The sequence below is a fragment of the Azohydromonas aeria genome (assembly GCF_009760915.1).
Taxonomy (GTDB): domain Bacteria; phylum Pseudomonadota; class Gammaproteobacteria; order Burkholderiales; family Burkholderiaceae_C; genus Azohydromonas; species Azohydromonas aeria.
Genome location: NZ_VIDQ01000060.1, coordinates 22,967 through 46,941, shown reverse-complemented (window position 1 = coordinate 46,941; position 23,975 = coordinate 22,967). Strand labels below are relative to the sequence as shown.

The 23,975-nt window shown below is 71.5% G+C and carries 23 protein-coding genes; 12 read left to right on the top strand and 11 right to left on the bottom strand.

The annotated features are described in order from the left end of the window. Nucleotides 1–491 (bottom strand): AAA family ATPase (locus tag FJ694_RS26350; protein WP_157270416.1); only part of this gene is annotated, 491 nt, incomplete at its 3' end. Nucleotides 492–957: 466 nt separating this feature from the next. Between FJ694_RS26350 and FJ694_RS26345 the strand changes: the two genes are divergently transcribed. The 3 genes from FJ694_RS26345 to draG all read left to right on the top strand — a co-directional run bounded on the left by FJ694_RS26345 (nt 958) and on the right by draG (nt 3,365). Further along, nucleotides 958–1,578: a hypothetical protein gene (locus tag FJ694_RS26345; RefSeq protein WP_157270414.1), complete on the top strand. Its 621-nt coding sequence runs from the start codon at nt 958–960 to the stop codon at nt 1,576–1,578. A 61-nt stretch (nt 1,579–1,639) separates the two neighbouring features. Beyond that, nucleotides 1,640–2,458: an NAD(+)--dinitrogen-reductase ADP-D-ribosyltransferase gene (locus tag FJ694_RS26340; RefSeq protein WP_157270412.1), complete on the top strand. Its 819-nt coding sequence runs from the start codon at nt 1,640–1,642 to the stop codon at nt 2,456–2,458. Further along, a complete protein-coding gene (gene draG, locus FJ694_RS26335) occupies nt 2,448–3,365 on the top strand; it encodes an ADP-ribosyl-[dinitrogen reductase] hydrolase (protein WP_157270410.1) in 918 nt (305 codons plus the stop codon). The genes FJ694_RS26340 and draG overlap by 11 nt, the downstream gene beginning before the upstream one ends. A 154-nt stretch (nt 3,366–3,519) precedes the next feature. Here draG and FJ694_RS26330 read toward each other — a convergent pair whose 3' ends face one another. The 8 genes from FJ694_RS26330 to nifB form a co-directional block, all read right to left on the bottom strand. Then, nucleotides 3,520–3,825, bottom strand: coding sequence for a 2Fe-2S iron-sulfur cluster-binding protein (locus FJ694_RS26330; RefSeq protein ID WP_157270409.1), 306 nt, complete (start codon nt 3,823–3,825; stop codon nt 3,520–3,522). Between the two features lie 76 nt (nt 3,826–3,901). After that, complete coding sequence (locus FJ694_RS26325; protein ID WP_157270407.1) at nt 3,902–4,261, bottom strand: DUF3024 domain-containing protein; 360 nt, start codon at nt 4,259–4,261, stop codon at nt 3,902–3,904. A 13-nt stretch (nt 4,262–4,274) separates the two neighbouring features. Then, nucleotides 4,275–4,610 (bottom strand): nitrogen fixation protein NifZ, encoded by a 336-nt coding sequence (locus tag FJ694_RS26320; protein WP_157270405.1) that lies wholly within the window; start codon nt 4,608–4,610, stop codon nt 4,275–4,277. Continuing rightward, entirely contained in the window at nt 4,603–5,367 is a 765-nt protein-coding gene (locus FJ694_RS26315) for a 4Fe4S-binding leucine-rich repeat protein (RefSeq protein ID WP_157270403.1), read from the bottom strand. The genes FJ694_RS26320 and FJ694_RS26315 overlap by 8 nt, the downstream gene beginning before the upstream one ends. A 17-nt stretch (nt 5,368–5,384) precedes the next feature. Then, nucleotides 5,385–5,951: a hypothetical protein gene (locus FJ694_RS26310; protein ID WP_157270401.1), complete on the bottom strand. Its 567-nt coding sequence runs from the start codon at nt 5,949–5,951 to the stop codon at nt 5,385–5,387. Nucleotides 5,952–5,959: 8 nt separating this feature from the next. Continuing rightward, nucleotides 5,960–6,340: a HesB/IscA family protein gene (locus FJ694_RS26305; RefSeq protein WP_157270418.1), complete on the bottom strand. Its 381-nt coding sequence runs from the start codon at nt 6,338–6,340 to the stop codon at nt 5,960–5,962. 33 nt (nt 6,341–6,373) lie between these two features. Then, nucleotides 6,374–6,568, bottom strand: a complete 195-nt coding sequence (locus FJ694_RS26300) for a 4Fe-4S binding protein (RefSeq protein ID WP_157270399.1) — start codon at nt 6,566–6,568, stop codon at nt 6,374–6,376. A gap of 50 nt (nt 6,569–6,618) precedes the next feature. Then, entirely contained in the window at nt 6,619–8,205 is a 1,587-nt protein-coding gene (nifB, locus tag FJ694_RS26295; RefSeq protein ID WP_157270397.1) for a nitrogenase cofactor biosynthesis protein NifB, read from the bottom strand. Between the two features lie 477 nt (nt 8,206–8,682). On the opposite strand from nifB, the gene FJ694_RS26290 reads away from it, so the two are divergent. From FJ694_RS26290 to FJ694_RS26265, 6 genes are all read left to right on the top strand, one after another. Next, nucleotides 8,683–10,473, top strand: a complete 1,791-nt coding sequence (locus tag FJ694_RS26290) for an ATP-binding response regulator (RefSeq protein ID WP_157270395.1) — start codon at nt 8,683–8,685, stop codon at nt 10,471–10,473. A gap of 15 nt (nt 10,474–10,488) precedes the next feature. After that, nucleotides 10,489–10,902, top strand: coding sequence for a response regulator (locus FJ694_RS26285; protein ID WP_157270393.1), 414 nt, complete (start codon nt 10,489–10,491; stop codon nt 10,900–10,902). After that, a complete protein-coding gene (locus tag FJ694_RS26280) occupies nt 10,889–11,194 on the top strand; it encodes an Hpt domain-containing protein (protein ID WP_157270391.1) in 306 nt (101 codons plus the stop codon). Before FJ694_RS26285 ends, FJ694_RS26280 begins: the two co-directional genes overlap by 14 nt. A 70-nt stretch (nt 11,195–11,264) precedes the next feature. Further along, nucleotides 11,265–11,603 (top strand): STAS domain-containing protein, encoded by a 339-nt coding sequence (locus FJ694_RS26275; protein WP_157270389.1) that lies wholly within the window; start codon nt 11,265–11,267, stop codon nt 11,601–11,603. A 126-nt stretch (nt 11,604–11,729) separates the two neighbouring features. After that, nucleotides 11,730–12,437, top strand: a complete 708-nt coding sequence (locus FJ694_RS26270) for a hypothetical protein (RefSeq protein ID WP_157270387.1) — start codon at nt 11,730–11,732, stop codon at nt 12,435–12,437. A 91-nt stretch (nt 12,438–12,528) separates the two neighbouring features. Continuing rightward, complete coding sequence (locus tag FJ694_RS26265) at nt 12,529–13,647, top strand: aldose 1-epimerase (RefSeq protein ID WP_157270385.1); 1,119 nt, start codon at nt 12,529–12,531, stop codon at nt 13,645–13,647. Nucleotides 13,648–13,677: 30 nt separating this feature from the next. On the opposite strand, the gene FJ694_RS26260 is transcribed toward FJ694_RS26265, so the two are convergent. Further along, nucleotides 13,678–14,097: a putative toxin-antitoxin system toxin component, PIN family gene (locus FJ694_RS26260; RefSeq protein ID WP_157270383.1), complete on the bottom strand. Its 420-nt coding sequence runs from the start codon at nt 14,095–14,097 to the stop codon at nt 13,678–13,680. Continuing rightward, nucleotides 14,097–14,336 carry a ribbon-helix-helix domain-containing protein gene (locus tag FJ694_RS26255; RefSeq protein ID WP_157270381.1) on the bottom strand — a complete coding sequence of 80 codons (240 nt, stop codon included), beginning with the start codon at nt 14,334–14,336 and terminating at the stop codon, nt 14,097–14,099. The genes FJ694_RS26260 and FJ694_RS26255 overlap by 1 nt, the downstream gene beginning before the upstream one ends. Nucleotides 14,337–14,437: 101 nt before the next feature. Here FJ694_RS26255 and glgX point away from each other — a divergent pair, with 101 nt between their 5' ends. From glgX to FJ694_RS26240, 3 genes are all read left to right on the top strand, one after another. Continuing rightward, the gene (glgX, locus tag FJ694_RS26250; RefSeq protein ID WP_157270379.1) at nt 14,438–16,570 is read left to right on the top strand and encodes a glycogen debranching protein GlgX; all 2,133 of its coding nucleotides are present in this window, start codon (nt 14,438–14,440) and stop codon (nt 16,568–16,570) included. 227 nt (nt 16,571–16,797) lie between these two features. Further along, nucleotides 16,798–18,624, top strand: coding sequence for a malto-oligosyltrehalose trehalohydrolase (gene treZ, locus FJ694_RS26245; protein WP_157270377.1), 1,827 nt, complete (start codon nt 16,798–16,800; stop codon nt 18,622–18,624). Then, entirely contained in the window at nt 18,617–23,704 is a 5,088-nt protein-coding gene (locus tag FJ694_RS26240) for a malto-oligosyltrehalose synthase (RefSeq protein WP_157270375.1), read from the top strand. The genes treZ and FJ694_RS26240 overlap by 8 nt, the downstream gene beginning before the upstream one ends. The last annotated feature ends 271 nt before the right edge of the window (nt 23,705–23,975 follow it).

The window sequence follows — 23,975 nt, the reverse complement described above, 5'->3', positions numbered from 1 at the left end:
TTGTTGGCCGCGTACATGGCCATCATCTCGCCCGACATCACGATGTAGATCTCCTGCGCCTTGTTCTCGCGGATGGGCATGGCAAAGCCGCCGCACACCACGTCGCCCAGCACGTCATACGAGACGTAGTCCACGCCGTCATAGGCGCCGTTCTCTTCGAGGAAGTTGATCGACGTGATCACGCCGCGCCCGGCGCAGCCCACACCCGGCTCCGGGCCGCCGGACTCCACGCAGCGGATGTCGCGGAAGCCGATCTTCATCACGTCCTCGATCTCCAGGTCCTCCACCGAGCCCGCTTCCGCGGCCAGCGACAGGATGGTGTCCTGCGCCTTGGCGTGCAGGATGAGACGGGTCGAGTCGGCCTTGGGGTCGCAGCCCACGATCAGGATCTTCTGACCCATCTCGGCCAGCGCGGCCAGCGTGTTCTGAGACGTGGTGGACTTGCCGATGCCGCCCTTGCCGTAGAAGGCGATCTGACGAAGCTTTGCCATTGAAGTGCTCCAGTGAGTGAACGAGAAGTTGACGAATCTCTGCGGGTCGTCGCGATCTCAATGCAGCCTTGGGTGCCTGTGGTCTTCTTCTGCAGCGCCTCGGGGGACTGGCATGGGGTCCGCGCAACCGGCCTTACGCAATGGCCGTGCCATGCCAGGCAGCGCGGGCCGCGCGGCACGGCACCACGGGGGGGAAGCGCCGGAAAGTGCAGGCGCCACGGCGCTTTTTCGCTCACGGTTTGCGCCACGCAGCCGGGTGCGAATGTCGGAAAGACGACAAAGCCCGGCGCCGCCGCGCCGCGGATGGCGCCTTTGCGCCGCGCCGCGGCGGCTGGCCCGGCCCGGGGCCGGTGGTACGGGGGTTGCATGGAGCGGTGCGAGGGCTTTGCAGGGCTTGATGCAGGGCAAGGCTCCCTTCTCGCGTCGCATCCGTGACCGTTTCGCTCTCAACCCACTGGAGTCCTCGATGACCGCTGCCGTTGCCGAATCCCCCGTCGCTGCCGCCCTGGCCGACACCGCCCTGGCGCCCCTGGAGGCGCAGGGCCGGCTGCTCAATCCCGTGCTCAAGGCCGCCACGAAGAAGCCCGGCCGCGTCGGCTTTCGCGGCGAGCTGGCGCTGCGCTTCGCGCCGAAGCTGGCCGACGAGGCCCGCCCGCCCGAGCTCAGCTGCGACCAGGTCATCGCCATCGCCGAGAAGGGCAACGGGAAACTGCCGTTCTTCGCGGGCTATTTGCTGAGCTTCGAGCACCTCAAGGACGTGGCCGAGGTGCTGGGCGAGCAGCTCAGCGCCGGCGGCAAGTACTTCCTGTTCTGCAACAACATCGACCTGCTCAAGAAGTACCAGGTGCCCTTCAAGGGCGCGATGTTCTACGTGCTGCCGATCGACGAGGCCACGGTCTACAACGAGCTGCTGGAGCTGCTGTACCTGGAAAAGGGCGAGCTCAAGCGGCTCGACACCGCCGGCAAGACCGACGCGGTGGCCGACGCGGCGCTCAAGTTCGACGTGACCTTCGACGTGATCACGTACGAGGAGGGCCTCAAGCTCATGGGCCCGGTGCGCAATCCCAACGAGAACCGCCCGGTCTGAGGCATCGGTCGCCATCGCCATCGCCATGGCCGTGGCCGATGCGCCGGGTCTTGAGGCAGCCATGGACGAGGCCGACCCGGCGCGCTGGTACGCCACCAACCTGGTCGGCGTGCCGGCGCCGCTGCTGGGCAGCCCGGCGTTCAACGCCCATCCGCGCCGGCTGCGCATCGCCGGGGCCCGCGCCAGCAGCGCGGGCCTGTTCGCGCTGCTGGACCAGTGCGGCTCGGCCGACGAGGCGCGCGACGTGTTCGGCCACTACATGGAGCTGGCCTTCGGCCTGGCCAAGCCCGCGCAGCGCGCCGCTGCCCCGGAGGGCCGGCGCTGGCGGGCCAGCTACCTGAAGCTGCTGCAGGGTTGGGGCATGGACGCCAACGGCCCGGCCGGCGCGGTGCTCAAGGGCTGGGTGGAGAGCCGCTTCGGCTTGGTGCCCACGTTCCACAAGGCGCCGCTGCGGCGCTTTCCCTCGCCGGCGTGGGTGGCCTACCTCGAAGAGAAGGCCACCAGCCGCCACCACAACAACAACGTCTTCCAGCAGCTGGACCTGCTGTTCGAGTTCTGCCAGTGGATGCTGTGGCGCTTCGCGCTGCTGGGCCCGGTGCCGCACGTCGAGCTCTGGCGCGGCAGCACGCGCTGCGAGGAGCAAGTCGTGGCCGGCTCGCTGCGCGGGCGGCGCTGCACGGTGCGGCTCAACAACGTCGTGTCCTTCAGCCTGTCGCGCGAGACCGCGGGCTGCTTCGGCGACTGGCTGCTGCGCGTGCGCGTGCCGCGCTGCAAGCTGCTGCTCGTGCCCGGGCTGCTGGACACGCGAACGCTGCAGGGCGAGTCCGAGGTGCTCGCCCTGGGCGGCGACTACGAGGTGGAGGCCCGCTATGAAGCCTGAAGCCGGCGCGCCGGGATCGCTGCCGGACCGCGCCCTGGGCGCGTACCTGGGCCTGGCGCTGGGCGACGCGCTGGGCGCCACGGTGGAGTTCATGACTGCACGCGAGATCGCGCTGCGTTTTGCCGACCAGGGCGGCGTGCATCGCCACATCGTCGGCGGCGGCTGGCTCAACCTGCCGCCCGGGCAGGTGACGGACGACACCACGATGTCGCTGGCCCTGGGCCGCGCGCTGCTGGAAGGCCGGCGCCTGGGCCGCATGGGCGACGTGCGGCTCGTCGCCGAGGCCTTCGTGGCCTGGTGGAAGGGCCGCCCGGTGGACTGCGGCAACACCTGCCGCCGCGGCATCCAGCGTTTCATTCGCAACGGCGCGCTGTCCACGCCGCCCAACGAGGGCGACGGCGGCAACGGCGCGCTGATGCGCAACCTGCCGGTGGCGCTGGCCACGCTGGACGACGACGCGGCATTCAGGCGCATCTCGCTGGCGCAGGCGCATTTCACGCACAACCACCCGCACTCCGATGCGGCGACCCTCGGCTTGGGCCGGCTGTTGCGGGCTCAATTGGCGGGGGCTGATGCCCAGGACATGGCCCGGCGCGTGGCGCAGCTCGTGAAAGCGCACCCGGCCTTCCGCTTTGACCCCTACCCCGGCCGCGCCAGCGCCTACGTGGTGGACACCGTGCAGACGGTGCTGTGGGCCTTCACGCGGCATGCCGGCTTCGAGGCGGCGGTGGTGGCCGCTGCCAACCGCGGCGAGGACGCCGACACCACCGCCGCGCTGGTGGGCATGCTCGCCGGCGCGCGCTGCGGCGCCGCCGCCCTGCCCCGGCACTGGCTGCGGCGGCTGGCGCCGGAAGTGGCGCGGGAGGTGACGCAGCAGGCACGGGCGCTGGTGGCGCCGTTCGTCTGAACGGCACTCGCGCTGAATGATTGCCCGCGCAAGCGCTGGTAGGAGGCCCGCTTGCGGGCCGAATCCGCGGCCTGGGCAGGGTTCGGCCCGCAAGCGGGCCTCCTACCGGCTTCGGCCAGCAGCTCGTTGTCTCACTGGCTGGAACCCACTGGTATCAGAACCCCGACAGCGCCCCCAGCAGTTCCACCGTCACCGGTTCCTCGCCCAGCACCGCCTGGCAGGCCAGGCGCGACTTGGCACCCACGCCGACGATGCTGTCGAGCTTGGCGTTCTCGGCCGGTGAGATGCGCGAGATCCCCTTGCGCCCCTCCTTCACGAAGACGTGGCAGGCGCCGCACCTGGCTTGGCCGTTGCACTTGCTCTGCAGTGCCTCGCCGCCGGCGAGCAAGGCTTGCAGGAGGGTCTGGCCGGCGGCGGCATCGATGACCTTGTTGGAAGGCAGCACGGTGAGTTGGGGCATGGTCAGCTCCAGGGTTGGGAAAGCGGTGGAAAGCGGCAAGGGCAAGGCGGCCCGTCCCGGACCGGCTACCGGCGGCTCAGGGCCAGAACTCGCGCCGCGGGTCCTCGCACAGGTCCTGCAGCGCCTGCGCCAGCGTCACGCCGGCGCAGTGCAGCACCCAGCAGCCCTGGGCGTGGTCGCGCCGGTGCAGCAGCCAGCGCCCCCCGTTGGCCGGCACCAGCCAGGCCACCGGGATCTCGCCGCCGGCGGGGTCGATGTTGCGCGAGCAGTTGGGGCTGGCCACCAGCCAGCCCAGGCCCTCGCGCTGCACGCGCGGCTGCACGTAGCGGTAGCGCTTGCGGCCGCGCAGCGCGCGGCGGATGCGCGCGCCGTCGAGCTCGACCACGCGCTCGCGCGCCGGCGCCACGGCGCGCTTGGCAAGGGCTGCGGCGTTCATGCGGCCCCGGCCTTCAGCGCAGCGCGTCCAGCTCCGCGGCACGCTCGCCCAGCTGCGCCAGCACCTCCTCGGGCAGGTGGTCCAGCGTGCACAGCTCCTTGGCGCGCATGCCCACGCGGTGGCCGGTCTCCGGGAACTCCACGGCGTAGATGTAGAACTGCTGCAGGAAGGTGCCGATCGAACGCACGAAGCCGACCTCGCCGCGCTGCACCAGCACCGCGCCGATGTCCAGGCCGTTGTAGGTGCCGTCGTTGCGGATGACGCTGCGGCTGATGACGCGCTCGCCCATGGCGAAGCGCGGCGGCAGCGCGATCTCGATGATGTCGTCGTCTCGGGCGATGTCAGCCATGGGGGCACTCCAGTTCGGCGCGGCGCGCGGCGGCGCGCTCGCGCACCTCGGGTTCGTCGTCGGCCAGCAGCCGCTCCAGCACCGCGCCCTGGGCGCGGCCGGCGGCCTCCCAGCGCACGGTCCAGTCGGGGTCGGCGGCGAGCGCGTGCAGCAGCGGCGCGGGCAGCCGCTCGGCCACAATGCGCCGCACCTCGGGAGCCGGGTCCTGCGCCAGGCCCAGCAGCGCGGGCATGGCCAGCCGCCGCGCCACTTCCAGCCGCACCTGCAGGTCGGCGTCGTGCTTGAGCAGCGGCAGCAGCGCTTCGGGCAGCCGGCGCGCCACGGTCTGGCGCACCTGGTAGTCGGGGTCCTTGAGCAGCGACGGCAGCGTCTCGGCGGCGATGCGCTGCGCCACGCGGATGCGCACCTCGCGGTGCGGGTCCAGCGCCAGGCGCTCCAGCAGCCGCTGCGGCAGGCGCAGCGCCAGTTGCATGCGCACCGTCTCGTCCGGGTCGTCCAACAGCGCCGGCAGCCGGAACAGGTCGGCATGCCGTGCGGCAATGGCGCGCACCTCGAAGTACGGATGCGCCAGGTGCGCGTTGGCAAGCTGCGGGTGCGTGCGGAAGAAGCGGTCGATGCGCCGCGCGTAGGCGTCCTGCATGCAGCAGCGCCCGCGCTCGCAGCCGCCGGCCGCCTGTAGCGCCGCGTGCGCGCAGGCGGCGCAGGCGGCCTCGGTCAGCGGCGCGCCCTGCCAGTCCAGGGCCGGGATGTCGTTCATCGCGCGCCCTCCCCCGCTCAGGCCGGCGTGAACCGGTTCCAGGCCGCCGCACCGGTGGCCACGGGCACCGGTGCCGGGTCCTCGTCGTCGGCGCTGCCTTCCAGCGCGCGCCGGCGCACGCCTTCGAGCAGTGCCGCGCCGACGCAGTCCTCGGGGTCGAGGGCGCGCAGCAGCGCCAGCGCGTCGCGCGCCTCCACGCCGTCGTCCAGGCGCAGGCTCAGGTAGACGTAGCCCTTGAGCACGAACAGGTAGAAGCGCGTGGCCGGCTCGTGGCGCGCCCCGGGCAGCGGCTCCAGGCGCACGTGGCGCCACACCGCCGGCAGCCCCAGCGCCTGCGCCGCGACGCGCAGCGCCTGGCGCGCCACGTCGCGCGCGGCGTGCAGGCGGTGCCCGTAGAAGTGGTGGCGGTACAGCGCGATCAGCACCGCCGGATGGTCGGGCGCCAGGGCCTGCGCGCGCATGAGCGCGGCCATGGCCGCCGGCGGGTCGGCGCGCAGCCGGCCGGCCTCGGCCAGGGCCGCCTCCACGCTGGGCGGCAGGGCCAGCCCAAGCACCGCGGCGTCGAAGCCCGCAGCCGCGTCCATGGCTTCGCTCACATGCGCTTGATGGAAGACAGCGACACGCTGGCCTCGGCCGGCGGCGCGGCGCCTTCGCCGCTGGAGCTGCAACCGCAGGCGCCCCCAGGGGTGTTGGCAAAAGTAAAGCCCGACTGCAGCGGCGTGTCCACGTGGTCGATGGTCACGCCGTCGAGCAGCAGCCGGCTCTCGGCGGGCAGGAACATGCGCAGGCCCTCGACCGCCTGCTCCGCGTCGCCGGCGCGGGGCGCGGCCTCGACGCTGAACTCGGCGCTGTAGCCCGAGCATCCGCCCGGCGTCACCGTGAGCCGGAAGCCGCCGGCCGGCGTCTCGGAAAAGCGCACCATGCGGCGCATGAATTTCACCGCCGCCGGCGTGAGCGAGAAGTTGGGTTGCATCATCATCTTGTCCTTGATCTGTGGGCCAGGGCCTCAAACCTTCCTGATGCAGCCGTCCACCGGGCACACAGCCACGCACTGCGGCGCGTCGAAGTGGCCCTCGCACTCGGTGCACTTGGCCGAGTCGATGATGAAGGTGCCGCCCTTTTCGCGGATGGCCATGTTCGGGCACTCGGGCTCGCAGGCCGAGCAGCCCGAGCATTGGGAAGCGATGATCTTGTAAGCCATGGTGGGCTCTCCTTGGGGATGGGGATGCGGGATACGGGCAGGGGCGGAGTTCAGGCCGCAGCTTCGGCGCCGCCCGTGTAGGCGCCCTGGCGGATGCGCGCGTCGCCTCGCGGCTGGTGCGTGATCTCGCCGCCGGCAATGCGCCGGCGGTAGTCGCCGAACCAGTCCAGCGCGGCCTTCTCGATGAACTCGTGCGCGTACTGGTCCACCGGCTCGATGCCCGCGGCCTTGAGCTCGTCGCGCGGGCACGCGCCGATCTTGGACACCAGCACCGCGTGGCAGTCGTTGATGGCGTTGACGATCGAGGGCAGCTGCTCGTCCTCGCCGAAGCCGCCCTGGCAGTACAGGTCCACGCGGCGGTGGCCGACGAAGACGGCCCCGGCCTTGCTGACCTCGTAGATCTGGAACTCGGTGGCGTGGCCGAAGTGCTGGTTGACCTTGCCGTGGCCTTCCGTGGCCACGGCCACGAGCACCTTCATGTCCTCGTCCACGCCGTCGGCGGCGGCGGCCGCGGCCAGGGCGGCCTCCTTGGCCGCGTGCTGGGCCTGGCGCTCGGTCTCGACGCCCTGCTGATAGGCGCGGCGCTTGTCGAGGTCGTAGACGATCTCCATCTCCTCGATCTTGTCGAGCGTGAACTCGTCGGAGCGGTCCTCGCCCAGCAGCCCCACGGCGTCGGCGCGGCACTGGCGGCAATGGCGCATGAGGTTGGCGCCGCCCATGCAGGCGTCCTGCACCGCCTTGAGCTCCTGGGCGCTGGGGCCGCGCTGGCCGTTGAGGCCGAAGTAGGTGCCGTGCTCGGGCTCGGAGATCAGCGGCATGATGTTGTGCAGGAACGCGCCGCGCTTCTTGACCTCGCGGTTCACCTCGATGAGGTGGTCGTCGTTGATGCCCGGGATCAACACCGAGTTGATCTTGGTGAGCACGCCGCGCGCGGTGAGCATTTCCAGGCCCTTCATCTGCTGCTGGTGCAGGATGGTGGCGGCCTCCAGGCCCGTGACGCGGCGGTGATCCCAGAAGATCCAGGGATAGATCTTCTCGCCCACCAGCGGATCGACCATGTTGATGGTGATCGTGACGTGGTCGATGTTGTACTTGCAGATCTCATCGACCATCTGCGGCAGCGCCAGCCCGTTGGTCGAGAGGCACAGCTTGATGTCGGGCGCCTGCTCTTGGAGCATGCGGAAGGTCTCGAAGGTCTTCTTCGGGTTGGCCAGCGCGTCGCCGGGCCCGGCGATGCCCAGCACCGTCATCTGCGGGATCTCGCTGGCCACGGCCAGCACCTTCTTCACGGCCTGCTCAGGCGTGAGCTTCTGGCTCACGACGCCGGGGCGGCTCTCGTTGGAGCAGTCGTACTTGCGATTGCAGTAGTTGCACTGGATGTTGCAGGCCGGGGCCACGGCCACGTGCATGCGGGCGTAGTGGTGGTGCGCCTCTTCGGAGTAGCAGGGATGGTTCTTGACCTTGTCCCAGATCTCCTGCGGCATGTCGTCAGGGCCGCCCGAAGAGCCGCAGCTGGCCTTGCCGGAGCCACCGGTGCTGCCGCAACCACCGCCGGCCGCGGTCTCCAGGATCTGGCTCACGGCCTGGCGGCCCTTCTTCAATCCCTCGATCGAAACGAATGCGGTGGTGTCGGACATGACGCGCCTCTCGGATGCCGGAAGTGCGCACTCCATTGCCAGAGCCGTGCCAGGGCGCGAATGCAGGCAAATCAAGCACTTGGCCGCGGCGGCCGATGTGGGCATCCGGACAATCGCGACAAGCGGCGCAGCGCCGCCCCAAGGAAAAAAGCCTGCCGCGCGGCCAGGAGGCACACGGGGCAGGCGCAAGGCGCTTTCAGGGCGCCAGGGAGGAAAACAAGCACAAAAACCTCGCAGCCGGCTCCTTGGGGCGCCGTGCCTTGCGGCGACGGCCAACCGGCTGCGATGGAGCTATTGGAGCCCAGGCGGCGCGGGAAATTGTGAAAGCTTTGTCAAACCCGGCCATCGCGTGCGTGCGCCGCACCGCGCCGGCGCCGGTGCTGCGTCTAGGATGGCCGTCCCTGCCCGCCGGCCGCGTGCCGTGGCCGGGCTTTCGCCACCCTCACGCCGGCCTTGCCCCGCCCCCGTTCCTTCCCCATGCAGCTGCAGATCCTGGTCGTCGATGACATCGCCGAGTCGCGCGAAGCGCTGTGCGCGCTGGTGCGCGATCTGGGCCACTTCGTGGTGGGCGCCGACAGCGGCCACGCGGCGCTGGCGCTGATGCAGTGCAGCCGCCCCGACGCCGTGCTGCTGGACCTGCTCATGCCCGACATGGACGGCTTCGAGGTCACGCGCCGCATGCGCGAGCTCGACGGCGGGCGCTGGATGCCGGTGATCGTCACGTCCTCGCTGCAGGGCGAGGAGCATTTCATCCACGCGCTGGAGAACGGCGCCGACGACTTCCTGGCGCGCCCGGTGAGCGCCGGGCTGCTGCGCGCCAAGCTGCGCCACTACGAGGACGTGCTGGGGCTGCAGTCGCAGATCGCCACGCTGGCGCAGCGCCAGAGCGACATCCTCGACAACATCCTCGACCCGGTGCTCACGCTCGACGCCTCGGGCCGGCTGGAGGAGTTCAACCGCGCCGCGCACACGCTGGCCGACCTGCACGGCCGCCCGCTGGCCGCGGGCGCCACGTGCCGCTCTGTCTTCGGCATGGAGCTCACGGCGCTGCTGGCGCAGCGCGAGTGCCGGCTGCGCCGCGTCGGCGGCGAGGAGTTCGTGGCCGAGCTCGGCCTGAGCGAGTGGCGCGACCAGGACCGCGTGCACTTCACGCTGGTGCTGCGCGACCTCACCGAGCAGCGCCAGGTCGAGCGCATGAAGGACGAGTTCCTGGCCACCGTCAGCCACGAGCTGCGCACGCCGCTGACCTCGGTGCTGGGCGCCCTGGGGCTGCTGGCCGGCGGCGCCGCCGGCGCGCTGCCGCCGCCGGCGCTGTCGCTGCTGGAAGTGGCGCGGCGCAACGGCACGCGGCTGGGACGGCTCATCGACGACATCCTCGACCTCACCAAGCTCGAAGGCGACCGCCTCGTGCTGCACCAGCGCCCGCAGGCGCTGGCGCCGCTGCTGCGCGAGGCGCTGAGCGCCAACCAGGGCTATGCCGACCGTGCCGGCGTGAAGCTCGCGAGCGAGGGGCTCGACGCCACGCCGGTGGAAGTGCGCCTGGACGCCGACCGCTTCCAGCAGGTCATGGCCAACCTGCTGTCCAACGCCATCAAGCACACGCCCGCGGGCGAGGCGGTGAGCGTGACGCTGGCCCCGGCGGCGCAGGGCGTGCGCGTGACCGTGCGCGACCGCGGCCCGGGCATCGACCCGCGCTTCCGGGCGCGCATGTTCGAGAAGTTCTCGCAGGCCGACGGCACCGACCGCCGCGCCCAGGGCGGCACGGGACTGGGGCTGTACATCACGCGCATGCTCGTCGAGCGCATGGGCGGGCGCATCACGGCCGACGACGTGGCCCAGGGCGGCTCGTTCAGCCTGTGGTTCCCGGCCAACGGCGCCGCGCCGCGCGCCGGCGGCCCGGTCGTGCTGCACGTCGAAAGCGACTTCGAGGCGCGCCGCCGCGTGGCCGGCTGGCTCGCGCCGCTGTGCCGCGTGGAAAGCGCCGCCAGCCTGGAGCAGGCCGCGGCGCTGCGGCTCGACGCGCCGCCGGCACTGGTGGTGGGCAATCCCAAGGAACAGGGCGCGCCGGTGGAGTTCTGCACCGCGCTGCGCCGCCTGGCCGGCGGCCGCCCCGTGCTGCTCTACGGCGACACCGTGGACCGCGCCTTCTGCGACAGCGTGGGCCTGCCCTGGCTCAACGCCGCGCGCAGCGGCCCGCAGGACCTGGCGCAGGCCGTGCTCAACGTGCTGGGCAGCGCGGCGCGGCCCGGTGCCAACAACGTCAAGTAGGAAGGAGCTCACCCGATGGGCCAGACGAACCAACTGCGCCGCGTGATGTGCGTCGAGGACGACGCCGACATTCGCATGATCCTGGAGTTCAGCCTCGGCACCGTCGGCGGCTACGAGATGTGCCTGTGCCCGGGCGGGCGCAGCGCGCTGCAGCAGGCGCCGCAGTTCAGGCCCGACCTGGTGCTGCTCGACGTGATGATGCCCGACCTCAGCGGCCCGGAGACGCTGGCGGCGATGCGCCAGATGGAGTGCATGCAGGGCGTGCCGGTGGTGTTCATGACGGCCAAGGCCATGCCCGACGAGCTCGAGGCGCTGCTGGAGCACGGCGCCACGGGGCTGATCGTCAAGCCCTTCGACCCCATGACGCTGCCCCGGGACATCCTGCCCTACTGGGAGCACGGCCGCGGAGTGCAGCATGTCCCTGACTGACCTGGCCAACGCCCCGGCCTCGGTGCAGGCCGGCATGGCGCGGCTGCGCGAGCGCTTCCTGGCCGGGCTGCCGCAGCGCTGGCGCGAGATCGAGGCCGCCGCCGACGCCGCCGCGCGCGCCGGGGCGCTGCACCAGCTCGCCGGCGTGGCCGGCAGTTTCGGCCTGGACGCGCTCGGAAACGCGGCGCGCGCGGGCGAGAATGCGGCCCTGGCCGGCGACGGGGAGCGCCTGGCGCTGGCGCTGCAGCAGCTGCGCGAGTGCCTGCAGGCCGCGGGCGTCACAGTCCCATGACACTCGCACGGACCCGTCGCGGTCCAATTCCACGCAAACGAAGAACCCGGCAGGACGACCCTCCAACACCATGGAACTGAACGGAACCATCGAAGGCCAGGATGTGCTGGTCATCGAGCTCAGGGCGGACAACCTCGACGCCAGCAACGTGCGAGAGTTCCGCGACGCCGTGCAGTCGCTGATGGGGGACCGCACCCGCGTCGTGCTCGACATGGCCGGCGTGAAGTTCGTGGACAGCTCAGGGCTGGGCGCGCTCATCTCCTGCCTGCGCCAGCTCAACGCCCGCAAGGGCGACTTCCGGCTGTGCGAGATGTCGCGCACGGTGCGCGCGCTGTTCGAGCTGATGCGCATGCACCGGGTCTTCAACATCCACGACCACCGCGGCGACGCCGTGGCCTCCTTCGGCTGAGGAGGCGCCGCTGCCGCCGCCGGCCACCGCAGCGCCTGACGACCCTTCCCTTTCCCGCCTGTGCCTGACGGCTGCCGGTGCTGCGCATGCGCCGGCGTGGCGCAGCTTTGCCCGGACATCCCCACCATGACTTCCGCCCTGCTCAAGACCTTCGACCGCATCTGCATCATCGTCCGCGCCGGCGCGGACGCGCCGCAGCCGGCGCTGTCGCAGGAGCTGCGAGCGCTGGGCATCGACCCGGACGGCGAGCGCGTGCGCTGCGTGCGGGTTGCGGCCGTGGCCGTCGGGGCGCAGGGCGGATTTCCCACGCCGCTGGCCTGCGAGCGCTTCCTGGGCCACCTGGAGGCGCTGAGCCAGGCCCAGCGCGACGGCGTGCAGCGCGTGCTGGTGGTGGAGGACGACGTGGCCTTCACCCCGGTGCTGCGCGAGGCCGACGGGCTGACCTTCGCGCTGCACGGCGACAACTGGCACCTGGCCTACCTTGGCCACGAGCTGGTGCCGGAGGCGCCGCCGGTGGACTGGCTGTGCAGCGGCGAGTTGCTGCAGTCGTCGCGCTGCTATGCCGTGGCGGCCGGCGCGCTGCCCACCGTGACGGTGCACCTGCACAACTGCCTGCTGCGCCCGGCGGGCCATCCCGAGGGCGGCCCCATGCCCGTGGGCGCGGCGCTGTCGCTGCTGCGCCGGCTCGAGCCCGCGCTGGTGACGATCCGCACCAGCATCTCGCTGGCGGCACGGCGCGACGCGGCGGCACCCGCCGGCCATGCCCCGCGGCGCCGGCACGGCGTGCGCGCCGGGCTGCTTGCGGGCTGGCGGCGACTGTCGGGCGCGGCCTGAGCCGCACGCGCCGGGCCCGTTCCGGCATCCACCGGCACTCCGGTTGCCCGCTCGCCGCGTCGCAAGGCCGCCCAGGCCAGGAGAGACGCCCATGACCGCTGCGAGCCCCGCTTCTTCCCCTTCTCCCGCTCCTGCCGCGGTGACGCTGCAATCCCCACCCGAGGCCGTCACCGCCGCCGCGCCCCGCTTCACGCGGGCCGAGCTGCTGCCCGGGCGGGCGATGATGGTGTGGCAGCTGCGCGCCGAGTTGCCCGGGCTGGGCGAGGTCGAGCTGCTGCACGCGCCGCCGCTGGCGCAGGCGGCCGAGCTGCTGGGCAGCGGGCCCGCCGACCGCACCGGCAACAACGCCTTCAAGGCCGGCGGCGCGTTCCTGCTGCCCTTTGCCAACCGCATCCGCGGCACCTTCCATTCCGAGGGCCGCGCGCTGGACACCACCATCGACGGGCGGCCCATGCGGCTGTTTGCCAACGGCGGCGGCAGCCGGCCCGGCGCCGAGCAGTACGCCATCCACGGGCTGATCCTGGACCGCGCCGTGGACGGCTGGGAGCCGCTGGCCGACGCGGCGCGCGGCGACGGCGTGCGCGCCTGGATCGACGCCGGCGACTTCGGCGGGCGCTGGCCCTCGGCCACGCGCATCGGCTTCGAGCTCACGCTGAGCGGCGCGGCCTTCGAGGTGGCGCTCACGGCCACCAACGCCGGCACCGAGCCGCTGCCCATGGGCATCGGCTGGCATCCGTACTTCAACCTGCCCAGCGGCGTGCGCGAGCAGGCGCGCGTCTTCATTCCCGCGCGCACGCGCATGGCGGTCAACGACTACGACGAGGTGCTGCCCACCGGCGCGCTGGTGCCCGTGGCCGGCAGCCCCTACGACTTCTCGATGCCCGGCGGCGCGGCGCTGGGCGGGCTGTACCTGGACGACTGCTTCACGGACCTGGACAAGACCGGCGGCGGCGACACCGTCGTGGAGGTGACCGACCCGCGCGCCGGCTACGGGCTGCGCATCGTCTCGCCCTCGCCCGCCGTCAGCGCCGTGCAGACCTACGCGCCGCCGGAAAAGGCTTTCGTCGTGCTGGAGCCGCAGTTCAACTGGGCCGACCCGTTCGGGCCGCTGTGGGACGAGCCGCGGGGCAAGGGCATGGTGCAGCTGGCGCCGGGGGAGTCGGTGGAATACCGGGTGCGGCTGGAGCTGTTCACGCCGGGCGGGGGCTGAGGCGGGCGGAACAGGAGGGCTTCCAGGCGGTCACAGCGCCTCGGCGCAGAAGACGGCCGGGGTGGCGATGCGGGTGCGCCCGATGTGGCCGCGCTGCAGCAGGCCGGCGCGGCGATCCCCGGTCACGAGATAGTCGGCCTCGCTCGACAGCGCCATGGCCAGCAGGAAGGCGTCGTCCGGGTCGGCAGCCTCGACGTCTTGCGGCAGCGGCTGCAGCGCATCAAGCACGATGGCGCGCTGCAGGTTGTTGACCATCGTGCCGACGCGGTGGGCAGGCAGGATCGCCTTGAGTTTCGGGTAGCGGCTCACGCGCCGCAGTTCGTCGAGTTGTGCCGTCGAGGTCACCAGATCGAACCGCGCCGTACGCCAGGCGCGGTAGATCGTGTCGGGCGGCCCGTACGGCGAGATCAGCGCGCCCAGCAGGACGTTGGTGTCCAGGATGACGCGCATCAGCGCTCACGCGCCCACTGCACCGCCTCGTCGATGAGGTCGTTCAACTTCGTTTCGCTCATGCCGGAAGCGGCGCCCTTGGCCTGCTCGACGGCCCGTTCCAGGAGGTAGGCGCGCACGGCTTCCTCGATGAATCGCGACAGGTCGCCCTTGCCGCCCCGGCCCTGCGCGGCGAGGTACGTCCGCACGGACTGATCCACGTCCGGGGACACGGCGACATTCCAGCGAACGGTGTCCATGGCTGCTCCCTTGCTCAAGTGCCGGGGTGTTTTATACGCCGCTACTGAATCCGCACCGCCGTCCCCGGCGCAGGCGCCTTACTTGCTCTTCCGCACCCGCGATGAGCCGCGAAACCCCCATCACCACCGTCTGGCCCGGGCGCCCCTATCCGCTGGGCGCGACCTGGGACGGCGAGGGCGTCAACTTCGCCCTGTTCTCCGAGCATGCCCAGGCCGTGTCCCTGGCCGTCTTCGACCCCAGCGGGCGGCGCGAGCGGCACCGCATCGAGCTGAAGGAGCGCACCGACGACGTCTGGCACTGCTACCTGCCCGAGGCCCGGCCCGGGCTGGCCTACGGCTACTACGTGCGCGGACCCTACAAGCCCGAGGAAGGGCACCGCTTCAACCACCACAAGCTGCTGCTCGACCCCTACGCCAAGGACTTCATCGGCCGGCTGCGCTGGAACGACGCGCTCTTCGGCTACACGCTCGGCCACCGCAAGGGCGACCTCTCCTTCGACCGCCGCGACAGCGCCAGCTTCATGCCCAAGTGCCGCGTGCTGGAGCCCGCCTTCACCTGGGACGGCGACCGGCGCCCCGACATTCCGTGGACCGACATGGTCGTCTACGAGATGCACGTGCGCGGCTTCACCATGCGCCACCCCGAGGTGCCCGACGCGCTGCGCGGCACCTACGCCGCGCTGGCCACCGCGCCGGTGGTGCTGTATCTCAAGCGCCTGGGCGTGACGACGCTGGAGCTGCTGCCGGTACACGCCTACGTCAACGACCACTACCTGCAGCAAAAGGGCCTGCAGAACTACTGGGGCTACAACACCCTGGGCTTCTTCGCGCCGGAGATGCGCTACAGCGCCTCGGAGAAAGTCAAGGAGTTCAAGACCATGGTGCGCACGCTGCACTCGGCGGGCATCGAGGTCATCCTCGACGTGGTCTACAACCACACCTGCGAAGGCAACCAGATGGGGCCGACGCTGTCCATGCGCGGCATCGACAACGCCGCCTACTACATGCTCGGCCAGGAGCGCCGCTACTACGCCGACTACACCGGCTGCGGCAACACCGTGAACCTCGAAACCCCGCGCGCGCTGCAGCTGGTCATGGACTCGCTGCGCTACTGGGTCGAGGAGATGCACGTGGACGGCTTCCGCTTCGACCTGGCCTCGGCGCTGGCCCGCGAGGGCGGCGTGGTGCAGCACCTGGGCGGCTTCTTCGACGTGATCCGCCAGGACCCGGTGCTCAACCGCGTGAAGCTCATCGCCGAGCCGTGGGACCTGGGCGCCGGCGGCTACCAGGTGGGCAACTTCCCGCCCGGCTGGGCCGAGTGGAACGACCGCTACCGCGACGGCATGCGCGCCTACTGGAAGGGCGACGGCGGCCTGATCGGCGAGTTCGCGCGCCGCCTCACCGGCTCCTCCGACCTGTACGGGCGCTCCGGCAAGAAGCCGCACGCCAGCATCAACTTCATCACCGCCCACGACGGCTTTACCTTGCACGACCTGGTCGCCTACAACGGCAAGCACAACGAGGCCAACCAGGAGGACAACCGCGACGGCAGCGACAACAACCGCTCCTGGAACTGCGGCGCGGAGGGCCCGACCGACGACCCCGAGGTGCTCGCGCTGCGCCAGCGCCAGCAGCGCAACTTCATCGCCACGCTGCTGCTGTCGCAGGGCGTGCCGATGCTGCTGGCCGGCGACGAGTTCGGGCGCACCCAGGGCGGCAACAACAACGCCTACTGCCAGGACAACGAGATCGGCTGGCTCGACTGGGACCTCGCCCCCTGGCAGGAGGCGCAGCTGCGCTTCGTGCAGGCGCTCATCGAGCTGCGCCGCGGCCACCCCACCTTCCGCCGCCGCGACTTCTTCGACGGCCGCCCGCTCTTCGGCGGCACGCTCAAGGACGTGCTCTGGCTCAAGCCCGACGGCCAGGAGATGAGCCCGCAGGAGTGGGAGCACGAGCATGCGCGCAGCCTGGGCATGTACCTGGCCGGCGCCGCCATCGACGACGTGGGCCGGCGCGGCCGTCCCATCTACGACGACGACTTCCTCATCGCCTTCAACGCCGCGGCCGAGGAGGTGGCCTTCACCATCCCCGACATCCCCGGCGAGTCCTGGCGCGTGCTCATCGACACCTTCGAGCCCGAAGGGCTGGGGGACGGCCTGCTGAATGCTGGAGAGCGCTACGGCCTGCGCGGCCGCTCGCTCGTGGTGCTCACGCGGCCGATGGCCACGGCCTGAACAAGCCAGCTTGAGTGAGCCCGTGCAACGTTCCGTTCGCACTGATGCTTCGATACCTCAGCACAGGGTGCGCTACGCGCCTCGAAGTGCGAAGCCGCCAGGCTGCGATGGCGGCATTGCAGTGGGGGCCGTTCATCCTTCGATACCTCAGGACGAACGGATTGCTTTTACGACTGGCGGGAAATGAAAAGTCAGTCACTTCTCGCTTCTTACTTCCGGTTTTGACCATGACCCAGCAAACCATGACATTCGGCGCCGAGCTGCTGGACGACGGCGGCGGCGTGCGTTTCCGGCTCTGGGCGCCCGACGCGCAGGCGCTGCGGCTGCAGCTCGAAGGCGCCGGGCGCGGCCGGCTGCTGCCCATGCAGGCGCTGGACGACGGCTGGCACGAGCTCACCGTGCCCGAGGCCGGCGCCGGCACGCGCTACCGCTTCATGCTGCCCGACGGGCTGTCGGTGCCCGACCCGGCCTCGCGCTTCAACCCCGACGACGTGCATGGCGCGAGCGAGGTCATCGACCCGCACGGCTACCGCTGGAACGACAGCGGCTGGCGCGGCCGGCCCTGGCACGAGGCGGTGCTCTACGAGCTGCACGTCGGCACCTTCACGGCGGAGGGCACCTACGCCGCGGCCATGGCGCGGCTGCCCGACCTGGTGGAGCAGGGCATCACCGCCGTGGAGCTGATGCCGCTGGCCGACTTCCCCGGCCGCCGTGGCTGGGGCTACGACGGCGTGCTGCAGTTCGCGCCCGACGCCAGCTACGGCCGCCCCGAGGACCTCAAGCGCTTCGTGGACGAGGCGCACCGGCTCGGCCTGATGGTGTTCCTCGACGTGGTCTACAACCACTTCGGCCCGGAGGGGAACTACCTGCACGCCTACTGCAAGCCCTTCTTCAACGCCGCGCACCAGACGCCCTGGGGCGCGGCCATCAACTTCGACGGCGCGCACAGCGGCTGCGTGCGCCAGTTCTTCATCGCCAACGCGCTGTACTGGATCCAGGAGTTCCACTTCGACGGGCTGCGCCTGGACGCGGTGCACGCCATCGCCGACGACTCCCGGACCCACATCGTGGTGGACATCGCCCGCGCGCTGCGTGCCGGCCCCGGGCGCCTGCGCCACGTGCACCTGGTGCTGGAGAACGACGACAACGCCGCCAGCCTGCTGGCGCGCGACGACCAGGGCGGCCTCACCGGCGCCGACGCGCAGTGGAACGACGACTTCCACCACGCCGCCCACGTGCTGGCCACGGGGCAGCGCGACGGCTACTACGCCGACTACGCCGCCGACCCGGTCGCCACCCTGGGGCGTTGCCTGGCCGAGGGCTATGCCTACCAGGGCGACCCCTCGCCCTTCCGCGAGGGCGAGCCGCGCGGCGAGCCCAGCGCGCAGCTGCCCTCCACCGCCTTCGTGAGCTTCCTGCAGAACCACGACCAGATCGGCAACCGCGCCTTCGGCGAGCGCATCAGCGACCTGGCGCCCGCGCCGCGGCTGGACGCGCTCTATGCCTGCCTGCTGCTGTCGCCGCACGTGCCGATGCTGTTCATGGGCGAGGAGTTCGCGGCCTCGGCGCCGTTCCTGTACTTCTGCGACTTCGGGCCGGAGCTGGCCGCGGCGGTGTCCAAGGGCCGGCGCGAGGAGTTCGGCCGCTTCGAGGCGTTCAAGGACGAGTCGGTGCGCGCCACCATCCCCGACCCCAACGCCGAGGCCACCTACACCGTCTGCCGCCCGGACTGGGGCCAGCGCGAGGAGCAGCCGCACGCGCGGCGCCTGGCGCTGATCCGGCAGCTGCTGGCGCTGCGCCGGCAGTGGATCGTGCCGCGGCTGGGCGGCATGGCCAGCGGCGGCAAGCACCGCGTCGAGGACGGGCTGCTGCAGGTGGTGTGGCACCTGGGCAAGGGCGCGACGCTGCGTCTGGCGGCCAACTTCGGCGCCGCGCCGGCGGCCCGCCCGCCGCTGGCCGGGCAGGTGGTGTTCGATCTGCACGCCGACGCGGCGCAACTGCAGCCCGACGGCGTGATCGTGAGCGTGGAAAGCGTGGAGAGCGTGGATGGCTGATGACGTGTTGCGGCGCTGGTGCGAGCGCCTGGAGGTCGCCACCGACTGGCACGACGTCTGGGGAAACCGTCACGAGGTGCCCGACGAGGGGCTGAAGGTGATCCTGGCCGAGCTGGGCGCGCAGCGGCCCGATGCCGAGGCGCTGGACGCGGCCCAGGCCCGGGACTGGCAGCAGGCGCTGCCGCCGGTGCTGGCGGTGAAGGCCGGGGAGCCGCGCTTCGAGGTGGAGCTGCGGCTGCCGCGCGAGGTGCGGCGCCTGCGCTGGACGCTGCGCGAGGAGGAAGGCGCCGTGCACAGCTACGAGGCCGACGCCGACGCGCTGGAGCAGCTCGCCGGCGTGGTCACGATCCACGGCCAGGCCATGCGCGCGCTGCGCCTGTCCATCGCCACGCCGCTGCCGCCGGGCTACCACCGCTTCACGCTGGAGAGCGAGGGCACGGCCCTGGGCGAGGCGCTGCTGATCGCCGCGCCGCAGCGCTGCTGGCGCCCCGAGGCGCTGCAGGACGAGGGCCGCGTCTGGGGCCCGGCGGTGCAGCTCTACGCGCTGCGCTCGCGGCGCAACTGGGGCATCGGCGACTTCACGGACCTGGCCGAGCTGGTGGTGGGCTTCGGCGAGCGCGGCGCCGGCATCGTCGGCCTGAACCCGCTGCACGCGCTCTTCAGCCACAACCCGCACCACATCAGCCCGTACAGCCCGTCGTCGCGCTCGCAGCTCAACACCATCTACCTGGACGTGGAAGGCGTCGAGGATTTCCGCGAATGCGAGGCGGCGCAGGCGCTGGTGCGCTCGGCGGCGTTCCAGCAGCGGATCGCCGCACTGCGCGAGGCGGCGCAGGTGGACCACGGCGGCGTGGCCGCTGCCAAGAGCGAGGTGATGCGCCTGCTGTGGGCGCATTTCCGCGAGCACCACCTCGACACGGTGAGCCCGCGCGGCCGGGCCTTCCGTGCCTTCCAGGCCGAGCGCGGCGAGCCATTGCGCCTGTTTGCCACCTTCGAGGCGCTGCAGGCCCGCTTCCACGCCCGGGACTCGGGCGTGTGGGGCTGGCCGGTGTGGCCGGAGGAATTCCGCGACCCGCGCGGCGAGGCGGTGCGGCGCTTCCAGCGCGAGGAGCGCGAGGCGGTCGAGTACTTCGAGTACCTGCAGTGGCAGGCGGACCAGCAGCTCGCGCGCGTGTCGCACCGCTGCCGCTCGCGCGGCTTGGCGGTGGGGCTGTACCTGGACCTGGCCGTGTCGGTGGACCGGGCCGGGGCCGACACCTGGGGCCACGCGGCCCTGTACGCCGGCGGCGCCACGGTGGGCGCGCCGCCGGACGAGATCAACGTGCAGGGCCAGGACTGGGGCCTGCCGCCGCTGCGTCCCGAAGGGCTGCTGAGCGACCGGCTGCGCTTCTTCATCCAGACGCTGCGCGCCAACATGCGCCACGCCGGCGCGCTGCGCATCGACCACGTCATGGGCCTGATGCGCCTGTACTGGATACCGCCCGGACTCGGCGCGCGCCAGGGCGCCTACGTGCACTACCCGCTCAAGGAACTGATGGCCGTGGTCGCGCTGGAGAGCCAGCGCAACCGCTGCATGGTCATCGGCGAGGACCTGGGCACGGTGGCCGACGCGATGCGCGCCGCGCTGGCCGAGGCCGAGGTGCTGTCGTACCGGCTGCTGTACTTCGAGCGCGGCGAGGGCGGCGCCTTCAAGGCCCCGCGCGAGTACCCGCGCGCGGCGCTGGTGGCCATCAGCACCCACGACCTGCCCACGCTCTCGGGCTGGTGGACCGGCCACGATTTGCAGGTGCGCAAGGGGCTCGGCCTCTACCCGGACGACAAGGTGTTCGAGGAGCAGCTCGTCGCCCGTGCCCAGGAGAAGTACCGGCTGCTGCTGGCGCTGCAGCACGAGGGCCTGCTGCCCGAAGGCACGCGCATCGACCTGGGCCAGCAGCCGGAGCTCACGCCCGCGCTGGTGGAGGCGGTGCACGTGTACATGGCGCGCACGCCCTCGTGGGTGCTGGTGGTGCAGCTCGAAGATTTACTTGGCGTGCAGGACCAGCCGAACCTGCCCGGCACCGTCAACGAGCACCCGAACTGGCGCCAGAAGCTGCCGCTGGCACTCGATGAGGCGCTGGCCGACGCGCGCGTGCAGGCGATTGCCGCCACGCTGGCGCGCGAGCGCCCGCACGCGCCGCTGCAGGTGGCGACGCGCCCGCGCGCGCAGGCGCTCATTCCCCGCGCCACCTACCGGCTGCAGCTGCACAAGGACTTCGACTTCGAGCACGCCACGGCTGTGCTGCCCTACCTGCGCCGACTCGGCGTCAGCCACGTCTACCTCTCGCCGATCATGCGCGCCCGCCCCGGCAGCACGCACGGCTACGACGTGGTGGCGCACGACGAGATCAACCCGGAGCTGGGCGGCAAGGAGGGTTTCGAGCGCTTCGCCGCGGCGGCGCGTGAGCAGGGGCTGGGACTGATCCTGGACATCGTGCCGAACCACATGGGCGTGATGGGCGGGCACAACGCCTGGTGGGACGACGTGCTGGAGCACGGCGAGGCCTCGGCCTACGCGCGCTACTTCGACATCGCCTGGGAGCCGGTCGATCCGGAGCTGCGCGGCAAGGTGCTGCTGCCGGTGCTGGGCCAGCACTACGGCCAGGTGCTGGAAGCCGGCGAGCTGAAGCTGGCATTCGACGCCGAGCGCGGCAGCTTCGCGCTGCAGTACTGGGAGCACCGCTTCCCGCTGGACCCGCGCACCGTGGCGCCGCTGCTGGAGGCGGCTTCCGCGCGGCTCGACGGCGTGGCGGCACTGGCGCTGCAGAGCCTGGCCACGGCCTTCGGCCACCTGCCCGCGCGCGAGGACGCGGCGCCGCAGGCGCGCTTCGAGCGCCAGCGCGACCAGGCGCTGCTCAAGGAGCGGCTCGTGGCGCTGCTGCGCGAGGACGGCCGGGTGCAGGGCGCGATCGAGGCGGCGCTGGCCGAGCGGCGGGACATCGACGCCATCGACGCGGTGCACGCCGCGCAGGCCTGGCGCCTGGCGTTCTGGCGCGTGGCCTCGGACGAGATCAACTACCGGCGCTTCTTCGACGTCAACGACCTGGCCGCGCTGCGCATGGAGGAGCCGGCCGTGTTCGAGGCCACGCACGGCCTGGCGCTGGAGCTGTGCGCGGCGGGCGTGGTGGACGGGCTGCGCATCGACCACCCGGACGGGCTGCACGACCCGGCGCAGTACTTCAACTGGCTGCAGCAGGGCTACGCGCGCCGCGTCGGGCTGCTGCTGCCGGCGCAGGAGGCCGATGGCCGCCCGCCGCGGCCGCTGTACGTGCTGGCCGAGAAGATCGCCGCCGGGCACGAGGACGTGCCCGAAGGATGGGCGCTGCACGGCACCACCGGCTACCGGGCGATGAACGTGCTCAACGGCGTGCTCATCGACTGCACGGCGCGGGATCGCTTCGACCGCATCTGGCAGCGCGTCAGCGGCGAGGAGGAGGCTTTCGAGGAGGTCGGCTACCAGGGCAAACAGCTGATCATGCGCGTGTCGCTGGCCTCGGAGCTGACGGTGCTGGCCACCGAGCTGCTGCGCATCGCGCGCGCGCACCGGCGCACGCGTGACCACAGCTTGAACAGCCTGCGCCGCGCGCTGGCTGAGGTCGCGGCCTGCATGCCGGTGTACCGCACCTACATCGTCCACGAGCCCTCGGCGCAGGACCGGCGCTTCATCGACTGGGCCGTGGGCCAGGCGCGTCGGCGCAGCCGCGCGGCGGACACGACCGTGTTCGACTTCGTGCGCCGCACGCTGCTGGCCGAGACGGAAGCCGGCGCCGACGACGCGTTGCGCGAGCGCGTGCGCCGCTTCGCGATGCGCTTCCAGCAGTTCACCGCGCCGGTGACGGCCAAGGGCGTGGAGGACACGGCCTTCTACCGCTACAACCGCTTCCTGCCGCTCAACGAGGTGGGCGGCGAGCCGGGCACCTTCGGCTTCTCGTTGCGCGCCTTCCACGGCGCCAACGCCGACCGCGCCGCGCGCTGGCCGCACACCATGCTGGCCACCAGCACGCACGACAACAAGCGCAGCGAGGACGTGCGCTGCCGGCTGGACGTGCTCAGCGAATTCCCGGCGGCCTGGCGCCTGTCGCTGCGCCGCTTCCACCAGGCGCCGCAACTGCAGCGCGCGCGCATCGACGCCGAGGGCGGGCGCGTGATGCCGGCCAAGGCCGACGAATACCTGCTGCTGCAGACGCTGCTGGGCACGCTGCCGCCGGGCGGACTGACCGAGGACAACCTGCCCGAATTCCGCGAGCGCATCGAGCGCTACGCACTGAAGGCCGTGCGCGAGGCCAAGCGCTACAGCAGCTGGGTGAACCCGGACGCGGAGTATGAAGACGCGCTGATGAATTTCATCCGCAGCGCGCTGCCGCGCGTCAAGCCCAACCCGCTGCTCACCGACATCCAGGCGCAGGCGGAAGTGCTGGCCTGGTTCGGCGCGCTCAATTCATTGACGCTGGTGCTGCTGAAATACACGCTGCCGGGCGTGCCGGACCTGTACCAGGGCAATGAATTGCCCGACTTCAGCCTGGTGGACCCGGACAACCGGCGCCCGGTGGATTACGACAGGCGCGCCGCGATGCTGGAAGATTTCAGCAAGCGCATGGCCAGCCCGGACGGCCTCGTGAACATCCAGGAACTGGCGCCGTCGCTGCACGACGGACAATTGAAACTCTGGATGACGTGGCGGCTGCTGCAGTGGCGCACCGAGGCGCCGGAGCTGTTCAAGAGCGGCAATTACCAGGCGCTGGCGGCCTCCGGAGAAAAAGCCGACCACGTCGTCGCGTTTGCCCGGGAAACCCCGGACGGGCAACGCATGATCACCATCGGCGGGCGCTTCTTCGCCCGGCTGCTGGCGCTGCAGCCGGGGTGGCCGCTGGGCGAATCGGCCTGGGGGGATACGGTGGTCGAATTGCCGGAGTGGGCGCAGGGGTTGCGCTTGCGAAACGTATTGACGGGGGAAACGCACGAGGCCGCGGGCGGAAAATTGCGGGTGTCGGCGGTGTTCGGGACGTTGCCGGCGGGGGCGTTGACGGTGGAGGGCGAGCCGTGAAGTCGAGAAGCGAAACGGTGTCCTGAAAAGCACTTCGGCCTGCACTTTTCAAACCCTGGCCTTCTATTCGCGCCATGATGGCGCGCCAGAATTCGGACATGGCAACGCTCTGGGAGAGACATGCAACGAAGAGCTGGCCAAAACGAAAATGCGGTCATTCCCGCGAAAGCGGGAATCCAGGCGGCCCCCAAGCCAGCCGCGAGCTGACGTGCAGCGCCTGCCGCGCCTTGGACCTTGGCGCGCCAGCTGACCAGCCATCACCGACTTGGGG

Excerpts from the sequence above, each read along its gene's own strand:
- FJ694_RS26305 (WP_157270418.1), bottom strand. The coding sequence starts at position 6,340 with ATGCAACCCAACTTCTCGCTCACGCCGGCGGCGGTGAAATTCATGCGC.
- FJ694_RS26325 (WP_157270407.1), bottom strand. The coding sequence starts at position 4,261 with ATGAACGCCGCAGCCCTTGCCAAGCGCGCCGTGGCGCCGGCGCGCGAG.
- FJ694_RS26330 (WP_157270409.1), bottom strand. The coding sequence starts at position 3,825 with ATGCCCCAACTCACCGTGCTGCCTTCCAACAAGGTCATCGATGCCGCC.
- FJ694_RS26320 (WP_157270405.1), bottom strand. The coding sequence starts at position 4,610 with ATGGCTGACATCGCCCGAGACGACGACATCATCGAGATCGCGCTGCCG.
- FJ694_RS26315 (WP_157270403.1), bottom strand. The coding sequence starts at position 5,367 with ATGAACGACATCCCGGCCCTGGACTGGCAGGGCGCGCCGCTGACCGAG.
- treZ (WP_157270377.1), top strand. The coding sequence starts at position 16,798 with ATGACCCAGCAAACCATGACATTCGGCGCCGAGCTGCTGGACGACGGC.
- FJ694_RS26340 (WP_157270412.1), top strand. The coding sequence starts at position 1,640 with ATGGACGAGGCCGACCCGGCGCGCTGGTACGCCACCAACCTGGTCGGC.
- draG (WP_157270410.1), top strand. The coding sequence starts at position 2,448 with ATGAAGCCTGAAGCCGGCGCGCCGGGATCGCTGCCGGACCGCGCCCTG.
- FJ694_RS26290 (WP_157270395.1), top strand. The coding sequence starts at position 8,683 with ATGCAGCTGCAGATCCTGGTCGTCGATGACATCGCCGAGTCGCGCGAA.
- FJ694_RS26240 (WP_157270375.1), top strand. The coding sequence starts at position 18,617 with ATGGCTGATGACGTGTTGCGGCGCTGGTGCGAGCGCCTGGAGGTCGCC.
- FJ694_RS26300 (WP_157270399.1), bottom strand. The coding sequence starts at position 6,568 with ATGGCTTACAAGATCATCGCTTCCCAATGCTCGGGCTGCTCGGCCTGC.
- FJ694_RS26345 (WP_157270414.1), top strand. The coding sequence starts at position 958 with ATGACCGCTGCCGTTGCCGAATCCCCCGTCGCTGCCGCCCTGGCCGAC.
- FJ694_RS26280 (WP_157270391.1), top strand. The coding sequence starts at position 10,889 with ATGTCCCTGACTGACCTGGCCAACGCCCCGGCCTCGGTGCAGGCCGGC.
- FJ694_RS26255 (WP_157270381.1), bottom strand. The coding sequence starts at position 14,336 with ATGGACACCGTTCGCTGGAATGTCGCCGTGTCCCCGGACGTGGATCAG.
- FJ694_RS26270 (WP_157270387.1), top strand. The coding sequence starts at position 11,730 with ATGACTTCCGCCCTGCTCAAGACCTTCGACCGCATCTGCATCATCGTC.
- glgX (WP_157270379.1), top strand. The coding sequence starts at position 14,438 with ATGAGCCGCGAAACCCCCATCACCACCGTCTGGCCCGGGCGCCCCTAT.
- FJ694_RS26260 (WP_157270383.1), bottom strand. The coding sequence starts at position 14,097 with ATGCGCGTCATCCTGGACACCAACGTCCTGCTGGGCGCGCTGATCTCG.
- nifB (WP_157270397.1), bottom strand. The coding sequence starts at position 8,205 with ATGTCCGACACCACCGCATTCGTTTCGATCGAGGGATTGAAGAAGGGC.
- FJ694_RS26265 (WP_157270385.1), top strand. The coding sequence starts at position 12,529 with ATGACCGCTGCGAGCCCCGCTTCTTCCCCTTCTCCCGCTCCTGCCGCG.
- FJ694_RS26310 (WP_157270401.1), bottom strand. The coding sequence starts at position 5,951 with ATGGACGCGGCTGCGGGCTTCGACGCCGCGGTGCTTGGGCTGGCCCTG.
- FJ694_RS26285 (WP_157270393.1), top strand. The coding sequence starts at position 10,489 with ATGGGCCAGACGAACCAACTGCGCCGCGTGATGTGCGTCGAGGACGAC.
- FJ694_RS26275 (WP_157270389.1), top strand. The coding sequence starts at position 11,265 with ATGGAACTGAACGGAACCATCGAAGGCCAGGATGTGCTGGTCATCGAG.